At 69.8% G+C, this 22,494-nt stretch carries 18 protein-coding genes and 1 tRNA gene; 7 read left to right on the forward strand and 12 right to left on the reverse strand.

From position 1 onward, the window contains the following. Positions 1–30: 30 nt before the first annotated feature. Both ACO2TI_RS07690 and ACO2TI_RS07695 read left to right on the forward strand, forming a co-directional pair. On the forward strand, positions 31–6,573 hold the full coding sequence (locus ACO2TI_RS07690) for a hypothetical protein (RefSeq protein ID WP_423283233.1): 6,543 nt from the start codon (positions 31–33) through the stop codon (positions 6,571–6,573). Next, positions 6,570–6,893, forward strand: coding sequence for a hypothetical protein (locus ACO2TI_RS07695; RefSeq protein WP_423283235.1), 324 nt, complete (start codon positions 6,570–6,572; stop codon positions 6,891–6,893). Before ACO2TI_RS07690 ends, ACO2TI_RS07695 begins: the two co-directional genes overlap by 4 nt. Positions 6,894–6,968: 75 nt before the next feature. Here the strand turns inward: ACO2TI_RS07695 and ACO2TI_RS07700 are convergent, their stop codons facing one another. The 6 genes from ACO2TI_RS07700 to ACO2TI_RS07725 all read right to left on the reverse strand — a co-directional run bounded on the left by ACO2TI_RS07700 (position 6,969) and on the right by ACO2TI_RS07725 (position 9,247). Further along, on the reverse strand, positions 6,969–7,244 hold the full coding sequence (locus ACO2TI_RS07700) for a hypothetical protein (RefSeq protein WP_423283237.1): 276 nt from the start codon (positions 7,242–7,244) through the stop codon (positions 6,969–6,971). Further along, positions 7,237–7,515 (reverse strand): hypothetical protein, encoded by a 279-nt coding sequence (locus ACO2TI_RS07705; protein WP_423283238.1) that lies wholly within the window; start codon positions 7,513–7,515, stop codon positions 7,237–7,239. Before ACO2TI_RS07705 ends, ACO2TI_RS07700 begins: the two co-directional genes overlap by 8 nt. Positions 7,516–7,517: 2 nt before the next feature. After that, a complete protein-coding gene (locus ACO2TI_RS07710; RefSeq protein WP_423283240.1) occupies positions 7,518–7,643 on the reverse strand; it encodes a hypothetical protein in 126 nt (41 codons plus the stop codon). Next, entirely contained in the window at positions 7,640–7,861 is a 222-nt protein-coding gene (locus ACO2TI_RS07715; protein WP_423283242.1) for a hypothetical protein, read from the reverse strand. Before ACO2TI_RS07715 ends, ACO2TI_RS07710 begins: the two co-directional genes overlap by 4 nt. Before the next feature lie 51 nt (positions 7,862–7,912). Then, on the reverse strand, positions 7,913–8,959 hold the full coding sequence (locus ACO2TI_RS07720; RefSeq protein ID WP_423283244.1) for a tyrosine-type recombinase/integrase: 1,047 nt from the start codon (positions 8,957–8,959) through the stop codon (positions 7,913–7,915). Positions 8,960–9,162: 203 nt separating this feature from the next. Then, positions 9,163–9,247, reverse strand: a tRNA-Leu gene (locus tag ACO2TI_RS07725). A gap of 120 nt (positions 9,248–9,367) precedes the next feature. Here ACO2TI_RS07725 and cysM point away from each other — a divergent pair. The 3 genes from cysM to ACO2TI_RS07740 are packed head-to-tail and all read left to right on the forward strand — an operon-like array spanning position 9,368 to position 11,076. Continuing rightward, positions 9,368–10,273, forward strand: coding sequence for a cysteine synthase CysM (gene cysM, locus ACO2TI_RS07730; protein WP_423283245.1), 906 nt, complete (start codon positions 9,368–9,370; stop codon positions 10,271–10,273). Further along, a complete protein-coding gene (locus ACO2TI_RS07735) occupies positions 10,270–10,809 on the forward strand; it encodes an NUDIX domain-containing protein (protein ID WP_423283247.1) in 540 nt (179 codons plus the stop codon). Before cysM ends, ACO2TI_RS07735 begins: the two co-directional genes overlap by 4 nt. Positions 10,810–10,848: 39 nt before the next feature. Beyond that, positions 10,849–11,076 (forward strand): sulfurtransferase TusA family protein, encoded by a 228-nt coding sequence (locus ACO2TI_RS07740; RefSeq protein ID WP_423283249.1) that lies wholly within the window; start codon positions 10,849–10,851, stop codon positions 11,074–11,076. A 73-nt stretch (positions 11,077–11,149) separates the two neighbouring features. Here ACO2TI_RS07740 and galU read toward each other — a convergent pair whose 3' ends face one another. After that, positions 11,150–12,016, reverse strand: a complete 867-nt coding sequence (galU, locus tag ACO2TI_RS07745; protein WP_423283251.1) for a UTP--glucose-1-phosphate uridylyltransferase GalU — start codon at positions 12,014–12,016, stop codon at positions 11,150–11,152. A gap of 119 nt (positions 12,017–12,135) precedes the next feature. Between galU and ACO2TI_RS07750 the strand changes: the two genes are divergently transcribed. Beyond that, positions 12,136–13,263, forward strand: a complete 1,128-nt coding sequence (locus tag ACO2TI_RS07750) for an NAD(P)-dependent oxidoreductase (protein WP_423283252.1) — start codon at positions 12,136–12,138, stop codon at positions 13,261–13,263. Here the strand turns inward: ACO2TI_RS07750 and ACO2TI_RS07755 are convergent. From ACO2TI_RS07755 to ACO2TI_RS07775, 5 genes are all read right to left on the reverse strand, one after another. Then, the gene (locus ACO2TI_RS07755) at positions 13,202–16,042 is read right to left on the reverse strand and encodes a valine--tRNA ligase (RefSeq protein ID WP_423283254.1); all 2,841 of its coding nucleotides are present in this window, start codon (positions 16,040–16,042) and stop codon (positions 13,202–13,204) included. The two genes, ACO2TI_RS07750 and ACO2TI_RS07755, sit on opposite strands and share 62 nt — an antisense overlap. An 83-nt stretch (positions 16,043–16,125) precedes the next feature. After that, positions 16,126–17,055, reverse strand: coding sequence for an amino acid ABC transporter substrate-binding protein (locus tag ACO2TI_RS07760; protein WP_423283255.1), 930 nt, complete (start codon positions 17,053–17,055; stop codon positions 16,126–16,128). A 121-nt stretch (positions 17,056–17,176) separates the two neighbouring features. After that, positions 17,177–18,154: a GMP reductase gene (locus ACO2TI_RS07765; protein WP_423283256.1), complete on the reverse strand. Its 978-nt coding sequence runs from the start codon at positions 18,152–18,154 to the stop codon at positions 17,177–17,179. 219 nt (positions 18,155–18,373) lie between these two features. After that, on the reverse strand, positions 18,374–19,072 hold the full coding sequence (locus tag ACO2TI_RS07770; protein ID WP_423283257.1) for a hypothetical protein: 699 nt from the start codon (positions 19,070–19,072) through the stop codon (positions 18,374–18,376). Positions 19,073–19,082: 10 nt separating this feature from the next. After that, positions 19,083–19,895: a gamma-glutamyl-gamma-aminobutyrate hydrolase family protein gene (locus tag ACO2TI_RS07775; RefSeq protein WP_423283259.1), complete on the reverse strand. Its 813-nt coding sequence runs from the start codon at positions 19,893–19,895 to the stop codon at positions 19,083–19,085. A gap of 74 nt (positions 19,896–19,969) precedes the next feature. Between ACO2TI_RS07775 and ACO2TI_RS07780 the strand changes: the two genes are divergently transcribed. After that, positions 19,970–22,399: a UvrD-helicase domain-containing protein gene (locus tag ACO2TI_RS07780; RefSeq protein ID WP_423283261.1), complete on the forward strand. Its 2,430-nt coding sequence runs from the start codon at positions 19,970–19,972 to the stop codon at positions 22,397–22,399. The last annotated feature ends 95 nt before the right edge of the window (positions 22,400–22,494 follow it).

Raw genomic sequence — 22,494 nt, forward strand, 5'->3', positions numbered from 1 at the left:
GTAGACTGCCGTAGAACAAGAGGAACACCCATGGCAGGTCTGCGCGACGCCGGCATCAGCATCCGAGAGCAATCCCCGACGATCCTGGACGCTCAGGACCGGGCCGAAGCGGCTGGGATGAGCCAGTTCAGCCGCGGCCTGCGCGCCGGCACGCTGGGTGCTGAGGCCAACTACCTGGCCGCCGACGAGGCTGAAGCCCGCGCGCGTGGCGACTACGCGACGGCCGAAGGCCTGCGCAGCCGCCAGAACCGCCTGCGCGACCGCATCAGCATCGCGGCTCCGAGCGTCAGCCGCGTCGAGGACATCGGCGGGGTTGGCGACGCTGTCGACTATGGCCTGGGCACGGTCGGCCAGGCGCTCGCCAGCACCGCCGACCCGCTCCTGGCGGGCGCCGCGGCGGGCGCAGCCGGCCGCGTGGCTGGCGCCGGCCTGCGCATGGCACCCAACCCCGTCGCGCGGGCCGCCGGCCTGGCGCTGGGCACCCTGTCGGCCGGCGCCGGCGCCTACGTGCCGTCCTACCGCCAGATGAAGGGTGAGGGCTACACGGAGCTGCAGGCCGACCCCGTCGCCAGCCAGCTCAACGACCAGGAGCTCAACGACCAGGCCAGCCGCTACGGCGCGCTCGCCGCAGGCGGCGAGGCCCTGCTGCCCGCCGCGCTCGGTGCCGGCCTCCCCCGCGCCGTGACACGCGGCCTGCGCGGCCGCGCCGCACTCCCGCTGCGCCTGGCTGGCGGTGCGGCCGTCGAAGGCGGCACCGAGCTGGCGCAAGGTGAGCTGCTGCGCCGCCAGATCGGCGAGATCAACCCCGACCGTGACACCACCGGCGACGCCTCCGCGCGCCTCAACGAGTTCGTGGGCGGCGCCGTGGGCGGCGGCGGTATGTCCGTCAGCGGCACGGCGATCGACGCGGGCGCGCGCAGCGCTGGCGAGCTGGCCCGCCTCGGCCGGCAGACCGCCGGCGCGCTGGGCGAGCGCGCGGGCGAGGTGCTGGACCTACAGAACCCCGACAGCCCCGCGCGCCAGGCCAAAGACGCCGTGGTGGGCGCCGGCAAGGCCGCGCGCGGCGCCACGATCGACCTGTACGAAGGCGCCAAGGCGCGCGCGCCCGGCGCCGCTCGGGCGGCGCGCGAGGCCCGCGACTACGGCGTCCAGGTGCTGGACCGCCTCAAGCGCGCCGGCCAGGACGCCACCGACCGCGCGACGGCGACCTTCGAGCTGGCCAGTGAGCAGGCCGACCTGCTGGACGGCAGCTACGCGCAGAAGGTGCCCAAGCAGATCACCGACGCGGGCGTGGCTGCGGATTGGCTCAAGCAGAAGGACGGCGAGCGCCGCGCGCTCGTGCGCAGCCGCCTCGAAGCCCTGACCAGCAGCACCGACGCCACGGACGACCGACGCACCGGCGCCGCGCGCGCCCTGGCGGCCGACGACATGGACGCCGGCGCGCAGCTCGTGATGGGCGAGGGCCGCCTGGCGCGCGCCCGCGAGGTCGTCTCGCAGATGGCCGGCATGACTCTCGGCTCGAAGCGCAACGCTCAAGGCGCCGACGAGCCGTTGAGCTTCGACGACTGGGCCGGCTCGACCGAGCGCCCGGGCGTCGACAAGGCCCGCGCCGAGCTGGGCGCGCGCTTCATGGCCAACCGGGTGCCCGAGGCCGTGCGCGGCGCCGGCCCGGTGCGTCGCGCCGCCAGCGGGCTGTTCTACGCGCTGCAAGAAGCGCGCGCCCGCGCGCAGGACAACCAGGGCCAGATCCCCGAGCGCAACGCCGCGCTCAACCGCACGATCGAGCGCATCGTGGGCCTCTACGGCCAGGACGCACCGGCGGTGATCGACGAGGCCCTGACCGTCGGCGGCAAGAACGACGCCGTCGCCAACTACGTGCGCCAGGAGGTCCGCGCCCAGCTGACCCCCGCCGGCGTGCAGGCGGCCGGCGCGCGCCGCGCTCAGCTCGCCAGCTCGATGGTCGACGCGCTGGGCGCTGAGACCGAGCTGCGTCTGTCGCGCGAGGGCATCGACCTGCGCACCGCGCGCGGCCGCGACGAGCTGCTGCGTGTGGTCGAGGACTTCAGCGAGCGCGGCACGCCCGCCCAGCGCCGCCAGCTCGAAACCCTGTTCGGCTCGCCGGCGGTGGAGCAGATGCTCAGCCTGCTGGATGACGGCCGCCCGGGCGCCACGGACGCCGAGGCGCTGGACCGCGCCGCCGGCAAGGTGGCCGGCGACAGTTCTGACGGCGACGTGACGGAGAGTGACGAAGTTGTGACCGACGAGGCCGACGCCGACTTCGAGCAGCGCCAGGCCGAGAAGAAGGTCGCCAAGCGCAGCGGCGAGGCCACGTACTACTGGCGTGACGGCAACAGCACCACGCGAGGTGTGCAGACCCGGGTCTTCGACCCGCGCCGCCGCTTCATGGCGGCCGACGAGACCTTCAGCGACGGTCGCCCGGCCCTGCAGTCGCGCCTGGACGAGGTCCGCGAGCGCCTGAACCCGGACGGCACCGAGCGCTTCGCCGTCGAGGCCGTGCCGGCCACGCAGTTCTTCAAGGACGAGCGCATTACCGGCGACGAGGTGCTGCGCGCGTTCATCGCCGCCGCCGGCCGCAGCAAGGCCGGCGAGCGCCGCGGCTCGGAGTTCGCCGAGGTGGAGCAGCTGCTCGAACGCGAGCAGCGCACCGCCGAGGAAGAGCGCATCGTGCAGCGCGCCAAGGCCGAGGCCTACGAGTACTTCCGCACCCGCAGCACGATCCGCGTCACGCCCATGACGGACCCGGAGGCGGCGCAGGTCAAGCTGTCCGACGTCAAGCGCCTGGACCGCGACGGCCGCGCCGCCGTGGACAACGCGACCAAGGGCCTCACCGCCGGCTCGAACGACGCGCGCGCGGCCGAGGGCGCGGCCAACATCCTGCACTTCCGCTCGACCAGCGCCGCGGCCAAGGATGGCGACTTCCCGGTACGCGTGAGCGACCTGGTCTACCTGGCGCGCAAAGCGCGCGGCGAAGGTGAAGCCGGCGGCGCCCAGGCGCGAGAGACGAACAAGTCCTACCTCGACGATCTCAGCGCCGGCATTGCGATGCTGCTCGACAGTGGCCTGGTCGACGCCAAGCAGCTGCCGTACAAATTCAACGAGGCGGGCAAGGTCGAACGCTTCACGAAAGACGGCGTGCCGCCCAGCCTGCGCCTAGTCAGCACGACCGCCGGCGGCATGGAGGCCGGCCGCGCCCTGCGCGCGCAGCGCAAGGTCGCTGACCCGGAGGCGAACCGGTTCTCGGAGAACGAGGGCGAAGAGCTCGCCGACGACGTGTCGGGTGACACCGAGGCGATCGACAACGCCTTCACGGACCGCCGTGCCAAGACCGAAGACGACGGCGCAACGCCGCTCGACTTCGACCGCGACGATCCGCAGTTCACAGGCGCGCGGATCATGTCCGCAACGCAGCTGCGCTCGCCCACCGGCCAGTTCCGACTGACGCGCATCAACGCCGCCGGCCCCGTGGCGCGCAGCTATGCCGACTTCCTGCAGAACGAGCTAGCCGATGCGGACCCGGACCGTCAGCGCGGAGCGATCGCGCGCATCGAGCAGCTGCTGAGTGCCGCCGGCCAGCGCCGCGGCGATGTCCAGGCCGCGCCCTGGCTGGTCAGCCCGATCGCCGAGCTGACGCGCCGCGGCGCGCAGACCATTGCCCGCGATGACGACAGCGGCCTGCGCCAGCAGATGCTGGCTTGGCGCAAACGCGCGGCCGAGGTGCTGCGCAACGCCCCGGAGAGCTCGATTTCGCCGGCGGTCAAGCGCGACATCGTGCGCCTGATGGCGCGCGATCCTCAGCGCGTGACGACTGAGAACATGGACGCGATGCTCGACCGCCTGGTGGGCGTCGAGCAGGTCGCGCAGAAGGCCGCCCCGGAGGTGGCGGCACCCGCCGCCCCAAAATCCCAGCGCGAGGCCGCTGGGCCTCGTAGCGCTCAGGAAGGCCAGAGCGAGCGCGTCGCCACCGACGCCGAGATGGACGAGGCGCGCGAGTACGTGGCGCGGGTTCTCGGCCCGACCATCACGACGGAGTTCGAGCGCATCACGGGCTACGCCGGCGAGTGGATCGAGGCGCGCAACGTCATGCGCATCAGCACCGCGGCCGCGCCAGGCGTGCTGCAGGTCTCGTACCACGAGGCGATGCACGCCTTCTGGTCGCGCTTCGTGGCCGCGCACCCGCAGCTCAAGCGCACGCTCGCCAGCGTGGCGTCGAGCCCAGCCGTGTTGCGCCAGTTGCAGCGCTTGCTGGCGGGTCAGCCGGCCGCACTCGCGCAGCTGGCCGACGCGGAAGAGCGCGTGGCCTACGCCTACCAGTTTTGGGCGGCGGGGCTGCTGGACATCGCGCCGGCGCCGCGCACGCTGTTCCAGAAGGTGGCGCGCTTCTTCAAGCGCGCGCTGCGCCTGGCCAGCGACGCGGAGCGCGCCCAGGAGATCTTCGAGCTGTTCCACAAGGGTCAGCTCGCCGAGCCCAGCGCCGCCGGCCAGGCCATCCACGCCGCGCTCAACTACGGCACCTGGCCGCGCGCCACGCGCCGCAAGCTGGACCGCCAGCTCAACAAGCTCGCCGGCCTGGCGCTGCCCGCACACGACGTGATCGCCCAGCTCGACAGCCCCACGGCCAAGAAGCTCGCGCAGATGCTCTACGTGCAGCCGGGCGCCAGCCAGGACGCGACGGAAGAGGGCTACCTGAACGCGCGCCAGCGCGTGACCAGCCAGTACCTGAACCTCGTGTCCGAGGCGATCGAGGGCCTGGACGAGAAGGAGCGCGCCGAGCTGGTCAAGCATCTGCAGGCCAACACGCGCAGCAGCTTTGCGCCGGTCGAGGCTGCCCACAAGCGCGTGCGCGCGCTGCTGGACCGCTATCACACCTACGCCACCGAGGCGGGGCTGAAGCTGCGCAAGGTGCAGGACTACTTCCCCCGCGTGTGGGACACGCAGGCGCTGTGGGAGAAGCGCGACGAGTTCGTGCAGCTCATGGCGACCAAGTACGCGGGCCGCATGGTGTCGATCGCCGAGCACAGTGGCGACCCAGCGGTGCCGCGCACGCCCGAGACGGGCGCGCTGCTGCTGTGGGAGAGCCTGGTTGCCCAGGGCGGCGTCGAGGACAAGCTCGCGGCCACGCGCGAGGACGGCGTGCTCACGCCGTGGATGGAGGCGAACCAGACGCGCGAGCTGCGCTGGCTCGAGGCGGCGGACGTCGAGCCGTTCCTGGACAAGGACCTGGTGACGACGCTCACGCGCTACTTCCGCCAGGGCGTGCGCGCGGCTGAGTACACCCGTCGCTTCGGCGAGCGCGGCGAGAAGCTCTACAAGGCGGTGCCGGGTAGCGACCCACAAGGCCTGCTGGTCGACATCGAGCGCGAGCTCGCGGCATCGGTGCCCGACGACGTGCAGGACAAGGCCGGCTGGGTCGAGCGGCGCATGCACAACCTGCAGCGCAGCGTCGGCGCGATCGAGGGCTCGCTGGGCAAGGACGTGAAGCCCTGGGTGCGCAAGGTCAACAGCTACGCGATGGTCTACCAGAACCTGCGCCTGCTGCCGCTGGCGCTGTTCAGCTCCATCGTCGACCCGCTGGGCATCGTGGCGCGCGGCGGCGAGCTGCAGGACGCCTACAACGCCTTCGTGCGCGGCGTCAGCGGCGTCATGGACGGCTGGCGGCGTGCGCTCGGCAAGGAGCGCACCGCCAAGGCCGACGAGTGGGAGCGCCTGGCCGAGTTCGTCGGCGTGGTCGACGACCAGCATTTCCTGGACACGCTGGGCGACGCCTACGCCTCCGAGTACCTGGACGAGCGCGCGCGGCGCCTCAACAACAAGCTGTTCACCGTGAACGGCATGGAAGCCTGGAACCGCTCGATGAAGATCGCGGCGACCAAGGCGGCGGTGCAGTTCATCGAGCGCCATGGCAACGGCAAGGGCGAGGACAGCGTGCGCTGGACGCGCGAGCTGGGCCTCGAGCCGGGGCGCGTCGAGCTGGACAAGGACGGGCGCCTCATCACGAGTGCGCCGGAGCTGGCCGCGGCCCAGGGCGTGTCGATCGAGGAAGCGCGCAGCCGTATCGCCACGGTCCACAGCGCGATCAACCGCTGGGTGACGGGCGCGGTGCTCAGCCCCAACGCGGCGCAGCGCCCGGCCTGGGCGAGCGACCCGAGCTACTCGCTGCTCTTCCACCTCAAGCAGTTCACCTACAGCTTCCACCAGACGATCCTGCGGCGCGCCGTGCGCGAGCTGCAGCAGGGCAACTTCGGCCCGATGGCCGCGTTCGTCTGGTACGTGCCGGTGATGATCGCCAGCGACATCGTCAAGGGCCTGATCCAAGGCGGCGGCGAGCTGCCGGCGTACATGCAGGGCTACAACGCCGGCGACTGGGTGATGCACGGCGTGCAGCGCGCGGGGCTGCTGGGCGTGGGCCAGATCGGCATGGATATCAACGCCGACCCGTTCGGCGTGCTCGGCCCGACGGTCGAGCAGGTCACGGACGCGCTGGTCGACCCGGCCGACAAGACGCTGGTGCGCGCGCTGCCCTTCAACCCGGTTTACCGCGAGGCTCTCCTATGACGAAAACCCGCGCGCTGCCCGCAAGGCTGCGCATTGCTGGCAGCGACTACGCGGTGGTGATCGCCGCCGTGCCCGAAGGCATCACCGCGGAGAACCGCGGCATGTTCGACGACGCGAAGCTGCGCATCACGATCGACGCGTCGAGCCCTCTGCACCTACAGCGACGCACGCTGCTGCACGAGATCATCCACGCGGCGGGCGATCTCTACGGCACGGCGGAACTGACCGAGGATCACGTCCGCGCGCTCGAGACCGGACTGTGGGCCATCTTCAACGACAACCCGGGGCTCGCCCGTACGCTCTTCGGCCCCAACGTCTAGCCCCTTTCCCCGCGCCCCATACCCAGCTCCAAGAAACTTGGGGCTAAGAGCTGAGAGCAAAGAAAAAGGCGCCGCTCACGCGGCGCGCTGGATGTTGAACCTGTAGCGGCGCTCGAGCTCGCGGTAGATCGCCCGCCCGTTCTTCGTCAGCGTGCTGAAGTCGAGGTTCGGGTGGGGCTTGAACCCCATGCGATGCAGCTGCACGGCTGTGGCCTCGCGCCGGCGCTGGTTGGACGGCCGCTCGTGCAGCCAGCCGCCCACGTTGTAGTCCCACTCGAGCACCAGGTACGCCTCGCAGATGTCGACGCGGTCGAACCTCGGGCGCAGGGTGCGTCGCGGCGGCCTAGGCATGGCGCGGCCATTCCGCGGGCAGATCGTCGAGCACGTCCTCGCGGTGCAACTTCGTGATGCTGATGACCGACACCAGCGGCGCCCACTTCCTTGCGCGCTCGAGCATCGAGGGTTCCGGCTCCATCGGGTCGAACTCCGGGTGCAAGTCTCGCGGCAGCGCGCGCAGCGCTTCGAGCAGAGCGTCCTCGGATGTGATCCCGCGCGCCCGCAGGCCGAAGAAGGCTTGGGCGGTAGGGGTGTAGACGACGGAGATCTCGTACTCGTGGTACATGGTCAGGCCTTTTGAGAGAGTCGAACGCCGACCCACCAAAGGTCGACGCGGGCGAACCAGCGCCCTTCGAACTTGCCGAAGCCGATGCGCAGCATCCGGTAGTCGGGGGTGAGGTAGATGGTGGTCATGGGTGGTGCTTCTTGATCAATCGACGGAGGTGGGCGACGAGGTTCTTCTCAGCTCGCGGTCCCGGAGGGTTCTTGTTCACCAGCAGCGGCTCGGGGATGCCTTTGAACCACACGAAGAAGTGCGTACCCTTGCGCTGCTCCGCTCTCTCAAAGACGACGCCCTCGCGTTCAAGTGCTCTGACTCGATCGCGGATCGCAACGGGGACACGTGGCTTCACGGCCGCGGCTCCTAGAGTACCGCAGTCTGCGGTAGAAAATAGGGCGCGACTTCAACCCACCAGGCGGGCCGGCAGCTTTTGCGCTTGGCGCTCGGCGTCCGGGCTGTAGTAGGTGTCGCGCAGCAGTTTGAGGTTCTTCGTGCCCACGGCGTGCGACAGGGCGATCACGTCGAGGTGCTCGGCCAGCTTCGTGCAGGCGGTGTGCTTCAGGTCGCGGTACTGCAGGTCTTCGATGCCCGCGCGATCGCGGGCCTTGCGCCACAGCGCGTCGCGCTGAGAGTCGGTGAGGCCCACCAGGTACGGCTGCTTCTTGTCGCGCGTGGCCAACAGCTTGTCGAGCCAGCGGATCGCCTCGTCGGTCAGCGGCACGTCGCGCCAGGCCAGGCGCTTGCCAGAGCGGGCCGTCTTGCGCCCGCCGCGCTCGGCCGCGGCCACCCGCAGCACCTTGCGCTCGGGGGAGTAGTGCTCGGGGCGCACGCGCAGCAGCTCACCGCTGCGCACGCCGGTCTCCATCGAGACCAGGAAGCAAGCGCCGACGCGCGCGGTCAGGGTGTGCAGGTCCGGGTCGTCATCGACGCCAGTGCTGGCACGCACAGCTGCGATCTCTCCGGGGGTGATGAGGCGGTCGCGCCGGTCGTGGTTGTTGAGCTTGATGCTGCGCCGGCAGGGGTTGGTCTTGATCCACAGCAGGCTGTCCATCGCGTAGGTGAACGCCTTGCTGATGAGATTCATCTCTCGCGCGACCGAGGTTTCCTTGACCGTCACCATACGGGCGCGGTTGCGCTTGTTGATCACGTCGGGTGTGACCTGGGCGACGGCTTGGCGGGTCCAGGCCTCTTTGCAGATGCGGTTGATCGCGTTGAGATTCCAGACCGCCGAGTCGGTGTGGGCGCCTTCGCGCTCATACCAAATCTCGAGCAGCACCGCGACGCTGGTGGCGGCGCCGGCGCTCAGGTTTCCAGAATCCTTGGCGAGCTCTTGCTTGCGCGCCCATTCTTCGGCCTCGCGCTGCGTCGGAAACACCCGCGCGAGTTTCTTCTTGCGTCCGAGACTAATGACGGCCTTAACCCCATTGGGGCGCGGTTCAAATGATGCCATGGTGGTATCTCCCTCTACCGTAGATCGGCGTCATTCTACAAAGGTGGGGGAAACATGCGGGGGAAACGTAGGGGCAACACAACGAGGCCTCCCAGGGGGTAGAACGCCGTAGAGTGAAAGAGGTTTCCCCCGTTCTTCGAGCCCGAAGAGTGGGAAGAGCGACGAAGGATCAACCACTTAGCTCTGACCATGGTGGGGAACCATGGTGCCCGGGGCCGGACTCGAACCGGCACGCCTTGCGGCGGGGGATTTTGAGTCCCCTGCGTCTACCGATTTCGCCACCCGGGCTTGAGGGGTTCGTCGCGGCGGGGCCGCGCGCGGGGAGGTAGGACCGGCGCGGATTATGCCTTCGCGCCCGGGGCTGCCGGCGCTGCTGCCACAATCGCCGCAAGCTCTTCGCGAGACGCCATGACCCGCTACCTCACCATCGAAGACACCATCGGCCGCACGCCGCTCGTGCAGTTGCAGCGCCTTCCCGGACCCGAGATCGCCAAGCGCGGCAACGTCATCCTCGGCAAGCTGGAGGGCAACAACCCGGCCGGCTCGGTCAAGGACCGGCCGGCCATCAGCATGATCGCGCGTGCCGAGGAACGCGGCGAGATCAAGCCGGGCGACACGCTGATCGAGGCCACCTCGGGCAACACCGGCATCGCGCTGGCGATGGCCGCGGCAATCCGCGGCTACCGCATGCTGCTGATCATGCCGGAGGACCTGTCGATCGAACGGGCGCAGACGATGAAGGCCTTCGGCGCCGAGATCGTGCTGACGCCCAAGGCCGGCGGCATGGAGTACGCGCGCGACCTCGCCGAGCGCATGCAGCGCGAAGGCAAGGGCCGCGTGCTCGACCAGTTCGCCAACGCCGACAACCCGCGCGTGCACTACGAGACCACCGGCCCCGAGCTGTGGGCCGACACCGAGGGCCGCATCACGCACTTCGTCAGCGCGATGGGCACCACCGGCACGATCACCGGCGTCTCCAGGTTCCTGAAGGAAAAGAACCCGGCGGTGCGCATCATCGGCGCGCAGCCCGCTGAAGGCTCGCGCATCCCCGGCATCCGCAAGTGGCCCGAGGCCTACCTGCCCAAGATCTACGAACCCAGCCGCGTCGACGAGCTGGTGCTCGTGGACCAGGCCGACGCCGAGGAGATGGCGCGCCGCCTCGCGCGCGAGGAAGGCATCTTCGGCGGCATCTCGGCGGCCGGCGCCTGCTGGGTCGCGCTGCAGATCGCGCGCACGGTGGAGAACGCGACCATCGTGTTCGTCGTCTGCGACCGCGGCGACCGATACCTCTCGACCGGTGTGTTTCCGGCGTGAACCCCGGCTATCGATTCTGCCCGGTCTGCGCCACCGGCCTGGCCGAGATCAGCGCGGCCGAGGATGGCGGGGACAAGGTTCGGTTGCGCTGCCCCGCCTGCGGCTGGACGCACTGGAACAACCCCACGCCGGTACTCGCCGCGGTGCTCGAATGCACCGACCGCGACGGCCAGCTCCTGCTGGCGCGCAACGCGGCCTGGCCGGGCAAGTCGTTCGGCCTCATCACCGGCTTCATGGAGGCCGGCGAGACGCCGCAGGAGGGCATCACGCGCGAAGTGGCCGAGGAGACCTCGCTGGTGGCCGAGTCGGTGGCGCTGATCGGCGTCTACGACTTCCAGCGCATGAACCAGGTGATCATCGCCTACCACGTGCGCGCGCACGGCGAGATCCGCCTGTCGCCGGAGCTGGCCGAGTACCGGCTGTTCGAGCCGGCGCGGGTCAAGTGCTGGCCCGCGGGCACCGGCTACGCGCTGGCCGACTGGCTGCGCGTGCGCGGGGTCGAACCCCAATGGGTCGAGTGGGGGCGCGCCACCTAGAATTCAATGCACAGCGCCACGCGCGACAAGGAATCCGTCATGGAGATCTCGAAGGAACTCGACACCCGCGGCCTCAACTGCCCGCTGCCGATCCTCAAGGCGAAGAAGGCGCTGGCGGAGATGAACAGCGGCCAGACGCTCAAGGTCGTGGCCACCGACCCGGGTTCGGTGCGCGACTTCCAGGCCTTCGCACGCCAGACCGGCAACGAACTGCTCGACCAGCAGAACCTGGGCGACGAGTTCATCCACGTGCTGCGCCGGCGCTGACGCCTCCTCCGCACCACCCGCGCAGCAAAAAGGCCGCCCACGGGCGGCCTTTGTCGTTGGGGCGCCGAAAGGCTCAGATCTGCAGGGCCTGGAGATAGGCGCGGAAGTCGGCGCCGAGCTCCGGGTGCGTCAGCGCGAGCTCGACGTTGGCTTCCAGGAAGCCTTCCTTGCTGCCGCAGTCGAAGCGGCGGCCCTCGTAGCGGTAGGCGAACACCTTCTCGCGGCGCAGCAGCCCGGCGATGCCGTCGGTCAGCTGGATCTCGCCACCGACGCCGCGCGGCTGGTTGGCGATCTCGTGGAAGACGCCCGGCGTCAGGATGTAGCGACCGGCCACGCCCAGGCGCGAGGGCGCGACGTCGGGCGCCGGCTTCTCGACGATGCGGTTGATGTCCATCAGCCGATCGTTGACCGGCGTGCCGGCGACGATGCCGTAGCGCTTGGTCTGCTCGGGCGGCACTTCCTGCACCGCCAGGATGGAGGCGCGCCACTCGGCGAACTGCTCGACCATCTGCTTCATGATCGGCGGCTCGCCGACCATGAGGTCGTCGGCCAGCAGCACCGCGAACGGTTCCTCGCCGATCAGCCGCTGCGCGCACATCACCGCGTGACCGAGTCCCAGCGCCTGGGCCTGGCGCACATAGATGCACTCCATGTCCGACGGCTTGACGCTGCGCACGACGTCGAGCAGCTCCTGCTTGTGCGCCGCCTCGAGCATGGCCTCGAGCTCGAAGCTCATGTCGAAGTGGTCCTCGATCGGCCGCTTGTGGCGGCCGGTCACGAAGATCATCTCGCGGATGCCGGCGGCGTAGGCCTCCTCGACGGCGTACTGGATCAACGGCTTGTCGACCACCGGCAGCATCTCTTTCGGCTGCGCCTTGGTGGCCGGCAGGAAGCGCGTTCCCAACCCCGCGACTGGGTAGATCGCCTTCTTGATGTGCATGCTTACAATTTTGTTGCGGTCTCAAATCATTGTGTCATGGCGACTGGTCGTGACCACCACCACCCGAGGGGAGAGCACGGGCAGGCGGCGTGCCTTCGCGTCGCATCCGTTCCGCACGCATGGACCTGCTGATCGCCGAGCCGATTGAGTCCGAGGTGCTGCGCTGGCTGCAGGCGCGCCAGCGTGTGCAGTACGCCCCCGATTTCGCCGAGGACCCGCGCGGCTTCCGTCAGGCGCTCTACAACGTTCGCGCGGCCCTGGTGCCGGTGTCGTTGCGCATCGACGAGCAGATGCTCTCGTTCGCGCCGCTGCTGCGCGCGATCGGCCGTGTCGCCCCCGGGCTCGAGCACATCGACATCGATGCCTGCGCGCGCGGCGGCGTCGAAGTCGTGCGCGGCGCGACCGCCACGGCCCCGTCGGAGGCCGAGTTCGCGATCGGTGCGGTGATGTCGATGCTGCGCGGCCTGGTGCCGGTGCCGCCGATCCCGCTGGTCGGGCGCGAACTGGCGACGTCGACCATCGGCGTGATCGGCATGGTGCCGGCGGCGCGCTCGATCGCGGCGCTGCTCAGCGGGTTCGGGCCGCGGCTGATCGGCTACGACCCCTCGCTGCACGCGAGCGACATCCTCTGGGGCCGCTGGCGCATCGAGCCGATGGGGCTGGCCGAGTTGTTCGAGACGGCCGACGCGGTGATCGTGCAGCTGCCCTACTACAGCCGCTACCGCGGCCTGATCGGCGAGCGCTACCTGCAGCAAGCGCGCGGCGGCCAGGTGATCGTCAGCACCTCGCACGCGGCGATCTTCGAGCCCAACGCGCTCGCGCTCGGGCTGCGCAGCGGCCGCATTGCCGCAGCCTGGCTCGACCATCCCGACCACAGCTGGCTGGAGCCGGAGCAACCGCTGCACGGCTTGTCCAACGTCGTCGTCACGCGGCGTCTGGCCGGCTACACGGCGCAGGCCCGCGAGCGCGCGGTGTGGGCCGTCGCGCAGCGGCTCGACGAGATCCTCACCAGCGCACCGGCCGGCCCGCGCGAGCTGCGCGGCAGCGGCCCGGTTTCCGGGCCCTTGCCGCTCGAGGCAACCGGCATCGCGCCGGTGCCGATGAGCAAGGCCGTCGAGTCGGCGAGGCCCGAGGAGCCGGCGCCGGCATCGGCGCCTGCACCGTCGGCTGCCAACGACGCCGCGCTCAGCCCGCCGGCGGCGCCAGACGCGACAGCTGAGAGCGCACGCGAGCAAGGGTCGCACTGAAGTCCGCGACGCGGGCGCGCTCCTGCTCAACCACCGCCGCCGGCGCGCGCGCGACGAAGCTCTCGTTGCCCAGCTTGGCGTTGGCCTTGGCGATCTCGCCTTCGAGTCGCTGCACTTCCTTGCTCAGGCGCGTGCGCTCGGCCTCGAGATCGATCTCGACCTTGAGCGCCAGGCGGGCTTCGCCTTGCACGGCGACCGGCGCGTTCGCGCTTGCCGCGGCGAACGCGACCTCGTCGACCATCACCTGCACCTCGGCGAGCTTGGCGAGCGCCTTCAGGATGGGCGCCGCTTCGCCGACGAAGGCCGCGTCGCCGATCGTCACCAGCGGCACGCGCTCGGCCGGCGACAACCCCATCTCGCCGCGCAGGTTGCGGCAGGCGCCGACCAGGGCCTTGAGCTTGGCGACCCAGGCATCGGCGTGGGGGTCGATCTTGTCGAGCTGGGCCTGCGGATACGGCGCATGCGCGAGCAGCTTGCCGTCGCCTTCGACCTTGCGTTCGGCGACCACGGCCACCGTCTGCCACAGCTCTTCGGTGATGAAGGGCGTGATCGGGTGCAGCAGGCGCAGCACGGTCTCGAGCACGCGGATCAGCGTGCGGCGCGCGGCGCGCTGGCGCGCGCCGTCGCCGGTCTGCAACTGCACCTTGGCGATCTCGAGGTACCAGTCGCAGTACTCGTCCCAGACGAAGCCGTAGATCGCGTTCGCGGCGAGGTCGAGGCGGTAGTCGCCGAAGGCCTGCGCGACCGCGGCCTCGACGCGCTGCAGCTCGCTGGTGATCCAGCGGTCCGCGGGCGAGAAGTCGAGGTAGCCGCCGGGCACGCACTCCTCGGCGCCGTGCGGCTTGAAGCCGCAGTCCTGGCCCGCGCAATTCATCAGCACGAAGCGCGTCGCGTTCCAGAGCTTGTTGCAGAAGTTGCGGTAGCCCTCGCAGCGCTTGGTGTCGAAGTTGATGTTGCGGCCCAGGCTGGCGTAGCTGGCCATCGTGAAGCGCAGCGCGTCGGCGCCGTAGGCCGGCATGCCTTCAGGGAACTCCTTCTTCACGCGCGCGGCGACCTTGGGTGCCGTTTCGGGGCGGCGCAGGCCGGTCGTGCTCTTCTTGACCAGCGTGTCGAGATCGACGCCCTGGATCAGGTCGACCGGGTCGATCACGTTGCCCTCGGACTTGCTCATCTTCTTGCCCTCGGCATCGCGCACGATGCCGTGGATGTAGACGGTCTCGAAGGGCACCTTGCCGGTGAAGTGGGTCGTCATCATGATCATCCGGGCGACCCAGAAGAAGATGATCTCGTAGCCCGTGACCAGCACGCTCGACGGCAGGAAGGCTTTCAGCTCCGGCGTCTCGGCCGGCCAGCCCAGCGTCGAGAACGGCACCAGCGCCGACGAGTACCAGGTGTCGAGCACGTCCTCGTCGCGCGTCAGCGCGCCGGTGTAGCCGGCCGCGATGGCCTTGGCGCGCGCCTCGTCCTCGCTGCGCGCGACGAACAGCTCACCGCCGGTGCCGTACCACGCGGGAATCTGGTGACCCCACCAGAGCTGGCGCGAGATGCACCAGTCCTGGATGTTCTTCATCCACTGGTCGTAGGTGTTGACCCAGTTCTCGGGCACGAACTTCACCTGGCCCGAGCTCACCGCGTCGATCGCCTTCTGCGCGATCGACTTGCCGTCCGGGCCCGGCTTGCTGACCGCGACGAACCACTGGTCGGTGAGCATCGGCTCGACCACCTGGCCCGTGCGCTCGCAGCGCGGCACCATCAGCTTGTGCTTCTTCGTGTCGACCAGCAGGCCCTGGGTCTCGAGGTCGGCGACGACCTTCTTGCGCGCGACGAAGCGGTCCATCCCGCGATAGGGCTCGGGCGCGTCGTCGCTGATCTTGGCGTCCAGCGTGAGGATGCCGATCATCGGCAGGCCGTGGCGCTGGCCGACCGCGTTGTCGTTGAAATCGTGTGCCGGCGTGACCTTGACGACGCCGGTGCCGAAGGCGCGGTCGACGTAGTCGTCGGCGATCACCGGGATCTCGCGATCGGTCAGCGGCAGCTTGACCTTGCGGCCGATCAGGTGGGCATAGCGTTCGTCTTCGGGGTGCACCATCACCGCGGTGTCGCCGAGCATGGTCTCGGGCCGCGTGGTCGCGACCACCAGCTCGCCCGAGCCGTCGGCCAGCGGGTAGCGGATGTGCCACAGGAAGCCGTCTTCCTCCTCGCTCACCACCTCGAGGTCGGACACCGCCGACTTCAGCACCGGGTCCCAGTTGACCAGGCGCTTGCCGCGGTAGATCAGGCCCTGCTCGTAGAGCGTGCAGAAGGTGTCGGTGACGACGGTCGAGAGGTTCTCGTCCATCGTGAAGTACTCGTGGCTCCAGTCGACGCTGGCGCCGACGCGTCGCATCTGCTGGGTGATCGTGGCGCCGCTTTGCTGCTTCCACTCCCAGACCTTGGCGACGAAGTTCTTGCGCCCGAGGTCGTGGCGGTTCTGGCCTTGCTGCTGCAGCTGGCGCTCGACGACGATCTGCGTCGCGATGCCGGCGTGGTCGGTGCCTGGCACCCACAGCGTGTTGAAGCCGCGCATGCGGTGAAAGCGCGTCAACGCGTCCATGATGGTCTGGTTGAACGCGTGGCCCATGTGCAGCACGCCGGTCACGTTGGGCGGCGGCAGCTGGATCGAGAAGGCCGGCCGGGCCGGGTCGAGCGAAGGCGCAAAGGCTTTGGCGCGCTCCCACAGCGGCGCCCACTTGGCCTCGATCGGGCCGGGTTCGAAGGACTTGGCGAGTTCGGTCGTCATGGCGGGCTCGGAAACGGCGCGGCGCCCCGGAGGGCGCCGCGGATGCTCGATTTTACGGGCCGCCTATCGGCCTCGGAGCCGACTCAGAGGGAGTAGCCCAGGACCATCGCGACGCCGGCTTCCTTGGTCGGCCGCGCGATGCTGTCGCGCGTCAGGCGCGACATCGGCACCTTGAAGCTCTTGCTGTCGAACCACTTGTCGTACAGCTTTTGCACCTCGCCGGACTGGAACAGCCCGACGAGGGTGCGGTCGACGATCGCCAGCAGCGCGCCATCGCTCTTGCGCGCCATGATGCCGTAGGGCTCGACCGACAGCGGGCTGCCGGTGACCGTCATGTCGGCATCGGCCGACTGCGCAGTGATCTGGCCCATCAGCAGCACGTCGTCGTGCACGAACGCGGCGGCCTTGCCTTCGCGAACGGCCTTGAACGCCTCGGCGTTGTTCGGGTACTGCACCAGGTTGACCTTGAAGCCGCCCGACTGCTGCATCTGGTTGAACAGCTTCTCGGACGTCGTGCCCTTGCTCAGCGCAATCGTGCGGCCCTCGAGCGCGGACAGCGAGTCGAACGCCGCGTCCTTGCGCACCGCGAAGCGCGCGCCGGCGACGAAGTAGGTGTTGCTGAACGCGACCTTCTCCTGGCGCGCCTTGGTGTTGGTCGACGAGCCGCACTCGAGGTCGATGTCGCCGGACTCCAGCTTCGGAATGCGCTCGGCGCCGCTGACGACGACGTACTCGACCTTGATGTCAGGCAGCTTGAGTTCGGCCTTCACCGCGTCGACGGCCTTCAGGCACAGGTCGACCGCGTAGCCGGCCGGCTGCTTCTTCTCGTCGAGGTAGGAGAAGGGCCGCGAGACCTCGCGCACGCCGAGGCGAATGACGCGCTGCTCCTTGATGCGCGCGAGCGTCGGGTCGAGGGCAGGCGCGGCCTGGGGAGACGGAGCGGCGAGGGTCACGCCGGCCAGCAGCGCGAGGGCGGGTGGCACCGCGCGCAACGAGGAGCTCAGGAACTTCACTTGAACGGACTCGTGGAAAACGACCCGCGATGCTAAGTGCTAACCCTAGTTCCACCGGCTCCAGGGGTAGCGCCGGCGCGTGAGATTTGCACGCCGACGCGACGCAGCGCGCGAGCCCTGGCTACATGAACAGGTGCTCGCCGGCGTTCTCGCCGCCAAGGATCACGTAGTTCACCTTCTTCAGGTCGGCCAGCTGCGTGCCGCCGGCATAGCTGATCGAGCTCTGCAGATCCTCGCGCATCTCGCGCAGCGTCTCGGGCAGCGTGCCCTTGACCGGCTCGAGGATGCGCTTGCCCTCGACGTGCTTGTACTCGCCCTTGTTGAAGTCCGAGGCGCTGCCGTAGTACTCCTTGTAGAGCTTGCCGTCGACCTCGACCGTCTGCCCCGGCGACTCCTCGTGGCCGGCGAACAGCGAGCCGACCATCACCATCGCGGCGCCGAAGCGAACGCTCTTGGCGATGTCGCCGTGATGGCGGATGCCGCCGTCGGCAATGATGGGCTTGGTGGCCACGCGAGCGCACCACTTCAGCGCCGAGAGCTGCCAGCCGCCGGTGCCGAAGCCGGTCTTCAGGCGCGTGATGCAGACCTTGCCGGGGCCGATGCCGACCTTGGTTGCGTCGGCGCCCCAGTTCTCGAGATCGATCACCGCCTCCGGCGTGCCGACGTTGCCGGCGATCACGAAGGCCTGCGGCAGCTTGCGCTTGATGTGCTCGATCATGCGGCGCACGCTCTCGGCGTGGCCGTGCGCGATGTCGATGGTGATGTAGTCGGCACCCACGCCCTCGGCCGCGAGGCGGTCGATCACCACGGTGTCGGCGGCCTTGACGCCCGAGCTGATCGAGACGAACAGCCCTCGCTCGCGCATGCGCTTGGCAAAGGCCAGGTTGTCGAGGTCGAAGCGGTGCATCACGTAGAAGTGGCCGGTCTCGGCCAGCATCTGCGCGATCGGCTCGTCGAGCACGGTCTTCATGTTGGCCGGCACCACCGGCAGCTTGAAGCGCCGACCGCCGAACTCGACCGAGGTGTCGCACTCGCTGCGGCTGTCGACGCGGCACTTGCGTGGCAACAGCAGGATGTTGTCGTAGTCGAAGATTTCCATGAGCGGTCTCGTCAATGCGAGCCGCCGCGGCAGCGTGCGGGGCGGCTCGTGCAGGGGTGCTCGGCGTTGAACGCAGTGCCGCGCAAGGGCTGCGAGCGCTTGACTTGACGTATGCCCGGTCGTCCGGCGTGGACCCGCATGTCATGCGGGGGCCGGAAACGAAAAACCGGGCGCCAAAATTTGGGCCCGGTGGCTGATTCTACGCCGGCATGTCGGCGCTCAAGGCACCGCCGGACAAGCCACCGACGGGCTTGCGGAGATCGCGATCACGCGCTGCTCGCCGCGTTCGACCCAGCCCACGGCGGCCAGCCGCTCGGGCTTGGCGGTCTCGGGCAGGCGGATCGCGCGGAAGTGCTCGACCGGCGCGCCGACACGCAAGCCGTCGAGCGACAGCGGTCCGACCTGCGCGCGCACGAGCTGGCGGTCGACCGGGCTGCCTTCCTCGCCGGCCGGCACGCGCTCGACCAGCGCCATGTAGCCGGCGATGCCGTTCGGAAGCGCCCCGCCGCTGGTGCGCGCGACGAGGCGCAGCGCGACGTAGCCGTTGACCACCGGGCCGTCGGAGACCTCGAGCCGCAAGGCGCTGCTGCGCCGCGGCAGCGGACGCGCGACGCTCAGCGCCTCGTCCGGCGGCAGTGCGCCGGCCCCGGCGACGCGTTCGCGCGCCTCCGCCACGGCGGCCGCGGCCAGCGGCGCGGCGTCGCCGGCGGCGCTGGGGACGATCCAGTCCATCGCGAAGACGCGTTCGCGCGGCGACAGGGTCGAGCCGGGGCTCGGCGGTGCCGCGGTCCAGCAGCGCTCGCAGTCGGCCGGCACGAAGCGCTCGAGCACCATCGTCGGCGCGGGCGGCGGACAGAACGACCAGGCCGGCATGGCGGCGGTCAGCGACAGCGCGGTGGCAATCAGGCGTCGGTGCATCGGGTGCGGCTCAGTTGTTTGAAGTTCGATGTTTGCGCTCGCGCGCGGCATCGAGGAAGTCCTGCAGGATCGGCTCGCCGTCGAGCTGGCCGGGGTGGAATTGGCGCTGGGCCATGAACTCGGGGTGCCATTGCATGCCGAACACGTAGCTCGGGCCGCGCCAGCGCACCGCCTCGACGATGCCGTCGGGCACGCCCAGTGCCTCGATCGCGAGGTCCTTGCCGAGCGTCTTGATTGCCTGGTGGTGGATCGAGTTGATCTCGGCCCGCGTCGTGCCGTCATAGAGCTGCGCGAGGCGGCTGTCCGGCACCAGGTTGACCGGATGGAACTGCTGGTCGTAGCGCACCAGGTCGCGATGCGCGATCGCCTCGGGCACCTGGGTCGCGATGTCCTGGTAGAGCGTGCCGCCGAGCGCGACGTTGATCAGCTGGCAGCCCCGGCAGATGCCCAGCACCGGCTTGCCCGCCGCGACGAAGGCGCGGAACAGGCCGATCTCGTAACGGTCCCGCACGCGATCGCCGGACCAGTCGGGGTGCAGCGGCTCCTCGCCGTAGGTCTGCGGTGCGACGTCGTTGCCGCCTTGCAGCACCAGCGCGTCGAGGTGGCGCGCGTAATCGGTCAGGCGCACCTCGCCGGGGCGGATCAGGCCTTCGCTCTCGATCGCCGGGATCATCATCGGCAGCACGCCGCGGCGCAGCACCCAGTGCGCGACCGACTGTTCAAGGTAGTGCAGCGTCTTCGTGAAGATGCCGCTGGTGTCGGCCACCGGTTCGCCGGGGTGGTAGATGCGCGCGGAGATTCCGATGAGCAGCGCGTCGGGCATGGCCAAAGGATAGTCCCGCCGTGCCCGCCGCAGGGCCGAAGGGCCTTGAAGAGGGGGCTTCTTAAAATGCTGCGATGCAGCTCCCCTTCGACGACGAGACCGCGGCGCCCTCGAGCGACGGCAACGCCCGATTGCTCCAGAACCTGAACCCCGAGCAGCTCGCGGCCGTCACGCTGCCGCCGGGCCATGCGCTGATCCTCGCCGGCGCGGGATCGGGCAAGACGCGCGTGCTGACCACGCGCATCGCGTGGCTGATCCAGACCGGCCAGGTCTCGCCGGCCGGCGTGCTGGCCGTGACCTTCACGAACAAGGCCGCGAAGGAGATGCTTACGCGGCTTTCCACGATGCTGCCGGTCAACGTGCGCGGCATGTGGATCGGCACCTTCCACGGCCTGTGCAACCGCTTCCTGCGCGCGCACTGGAAACTGGCCGCGCTGCCGCAGGGCTTCCAGATCCTCGACGCGCAAGACAGCGTCTCGGCGGTCAAGCGCGTCATCAAGGCGATGAACCTCGACGAGGAGCGCTTCGTGCCCAAGCAGGCCGCGTGGTTCATCGCCGGCAGCAAGGAGGAGGGGCTGCGGCCCAAGGACATCGCCGTGCGCGACGAGCAGACGCGCACGCTGCAGCAGATCTACCAGGCCTACGAAGACCAGTGCCAGCGCGAAGGCGTGGTCGACTTCGCCGAGCTGATGCTGCGCGTCTACGAGCTGCTGCGCGACCATGCCGACCTGCGCGCGCACTACCAGCGGCGCTTTCGGCACATCCTTGTCGACGAGTTCCAGGACACCAACCGGCTGCAATACGCGTGGCTGAAGATGTTCGCCGCGCCGGCCGGCGCGCCCGGCGGCAACTCGGTGTTCGCGGTCGGTGACGACGACCAGAGCATCTACGCGTTTCGCGGTGCCCAGGTCGGCAACATGGCCGACTTCGAGCGCGAGTTCCGCGTGCCGCAGGTGATCAAGCTCGAGCGCAACTATCGTTCGTTCGGCAACATCCTCGACGCGGCCAACCAGCTCATCAGCCAGAACACGCGCCGGCTCGGCAAGGACTTGCGCACCGACGCCGGCCCGGGCGAGCCGGTGCGCGTGTTCGAGGCCACCAGCGATTTCGGCGAGGCCCAGTGGCTGCTCGACGAGGTGCGACAGCTGCACCGCGAAGGCTCGGCGCGCAGCGAGATCGCCGTGCTCTATCGCAGCAACGCGCAGAGCCGCGTGATCGAAAGCGCGCTGTTCAATGCCGGCATCCCCTACCGCGTCTACGGCGGCCTGCGCTTCTTCGAGCGCGCCGAGATCAAGCATGCGCTGGCCTACCTGCGCCTGATCGAGAACCCGAACGACGACACCAGCTTCCTGCGCGTGGTGAACTTCCCTGCGCGCGGCATCGGCGCGCGCACCGTCGAGCAGCTGCAGGATGCCGCGCGCGCGAGCGGGCGCAGCCTGTGGCAGAGCACCGCGTCGGTCACCGGCGCGGGCGGCACGCGCATGCAGGGCTTCGTCGCGCTCGTCGAGGCGATGCGCGAGGCCACGCGCGGGCTCACGCTGCGCGAGATCATCGACCACATGCTCGAGGCCTCGGGCCTGCGCGAGTTCTACCGCGCCGAGAAGGAGGGCGCCGAGCGGCTCGAGAACCTCGACGAACTCGTCAACGCCGCCGAGGCCTTCGTCACGCAGGAAGGGTTCGGGCGCGACGCGGTCGCGCTGCCGGTCGACGAACTGGGCGGCGAAGCCACCGAGCCGCGGTTCGCGCCCGGCGACATCGCGCCCGGATCGCCGCCGGCGCCAGCCGCGGTCGAGCTCGCGCCGGACGCCGAGACCGGCGAGATCGTCTCGCCCCTGGCGGCCTTTCTGACGCACGCGGCGCTGGAAGCCGGCGACAACCAGGCCCAGGCGGGGCAGGACGCCGTGCAGCTGATGACGGTGCACGCGGCCAAGGGACTCGAGTTCGACCAGGTCTTCATCACCGGCCTCGAGGAAGGCCTGTTCCCGAACGAGCGCGCGCTGTCGGATACCGATGGGCTGGAAGAAGAGCGCCGGCTGATGTACGTGGCGATCACGCGCGCGCGCAAGCGCCTGTACCTGAGCTTCAGCCAGACGCGCCTGCTGCACGGCCAGACCCGCTACAACCTCAAGAGCCGCTTCTTCGACGAGCTGCCCGAGCACACGCTCAAGTGGCTCACGCCCAAGGCGCAGGCCTTCGGCTCGGGCTTTGCGCGCGATTACCAGCAGGCCTGGCAGCGCGGCAGCGGGCTGGGCTCGGTGGTCGGCGCCGGTCGCGTCGACGCGCCGCCGTCTTGGCACGGCGCGGCGCCCAAGACCCGCGAGGCGACGTCGTCGTCGGGCCAGAGCCTGCGCGTGGGCAAGAGCGTGTTCCACACCAAGTTCGGCGAGGGCGTGATCGTCACGCTCGAAGGCAGCGGGCCCGAGGCGCGCGCGCAGATCAACTTCGGCCGTCATGGCATGAAGTGGCTGGCGCTGGGCGTGGCCAAGCTGACGCCCATCGACTGAGCCTGCGTGCGCGGGCTGTCACGCGCCTGTCACGCTGCTTTCACGGCCGGTTCATCCGCGCTGCCTAACGTGCGCGGGCTTCGCGGGCTGCTGGC

The sequence above is a fragment of the Caldimonas sp. KR1-144 genome (genome assembly GCF_049446155.1).
GTDB lineage: Bacteria > Pseudomonadota > Gammaproteobacteria > Burkholderiales > Burkholderiaceae_C > Rivibacter.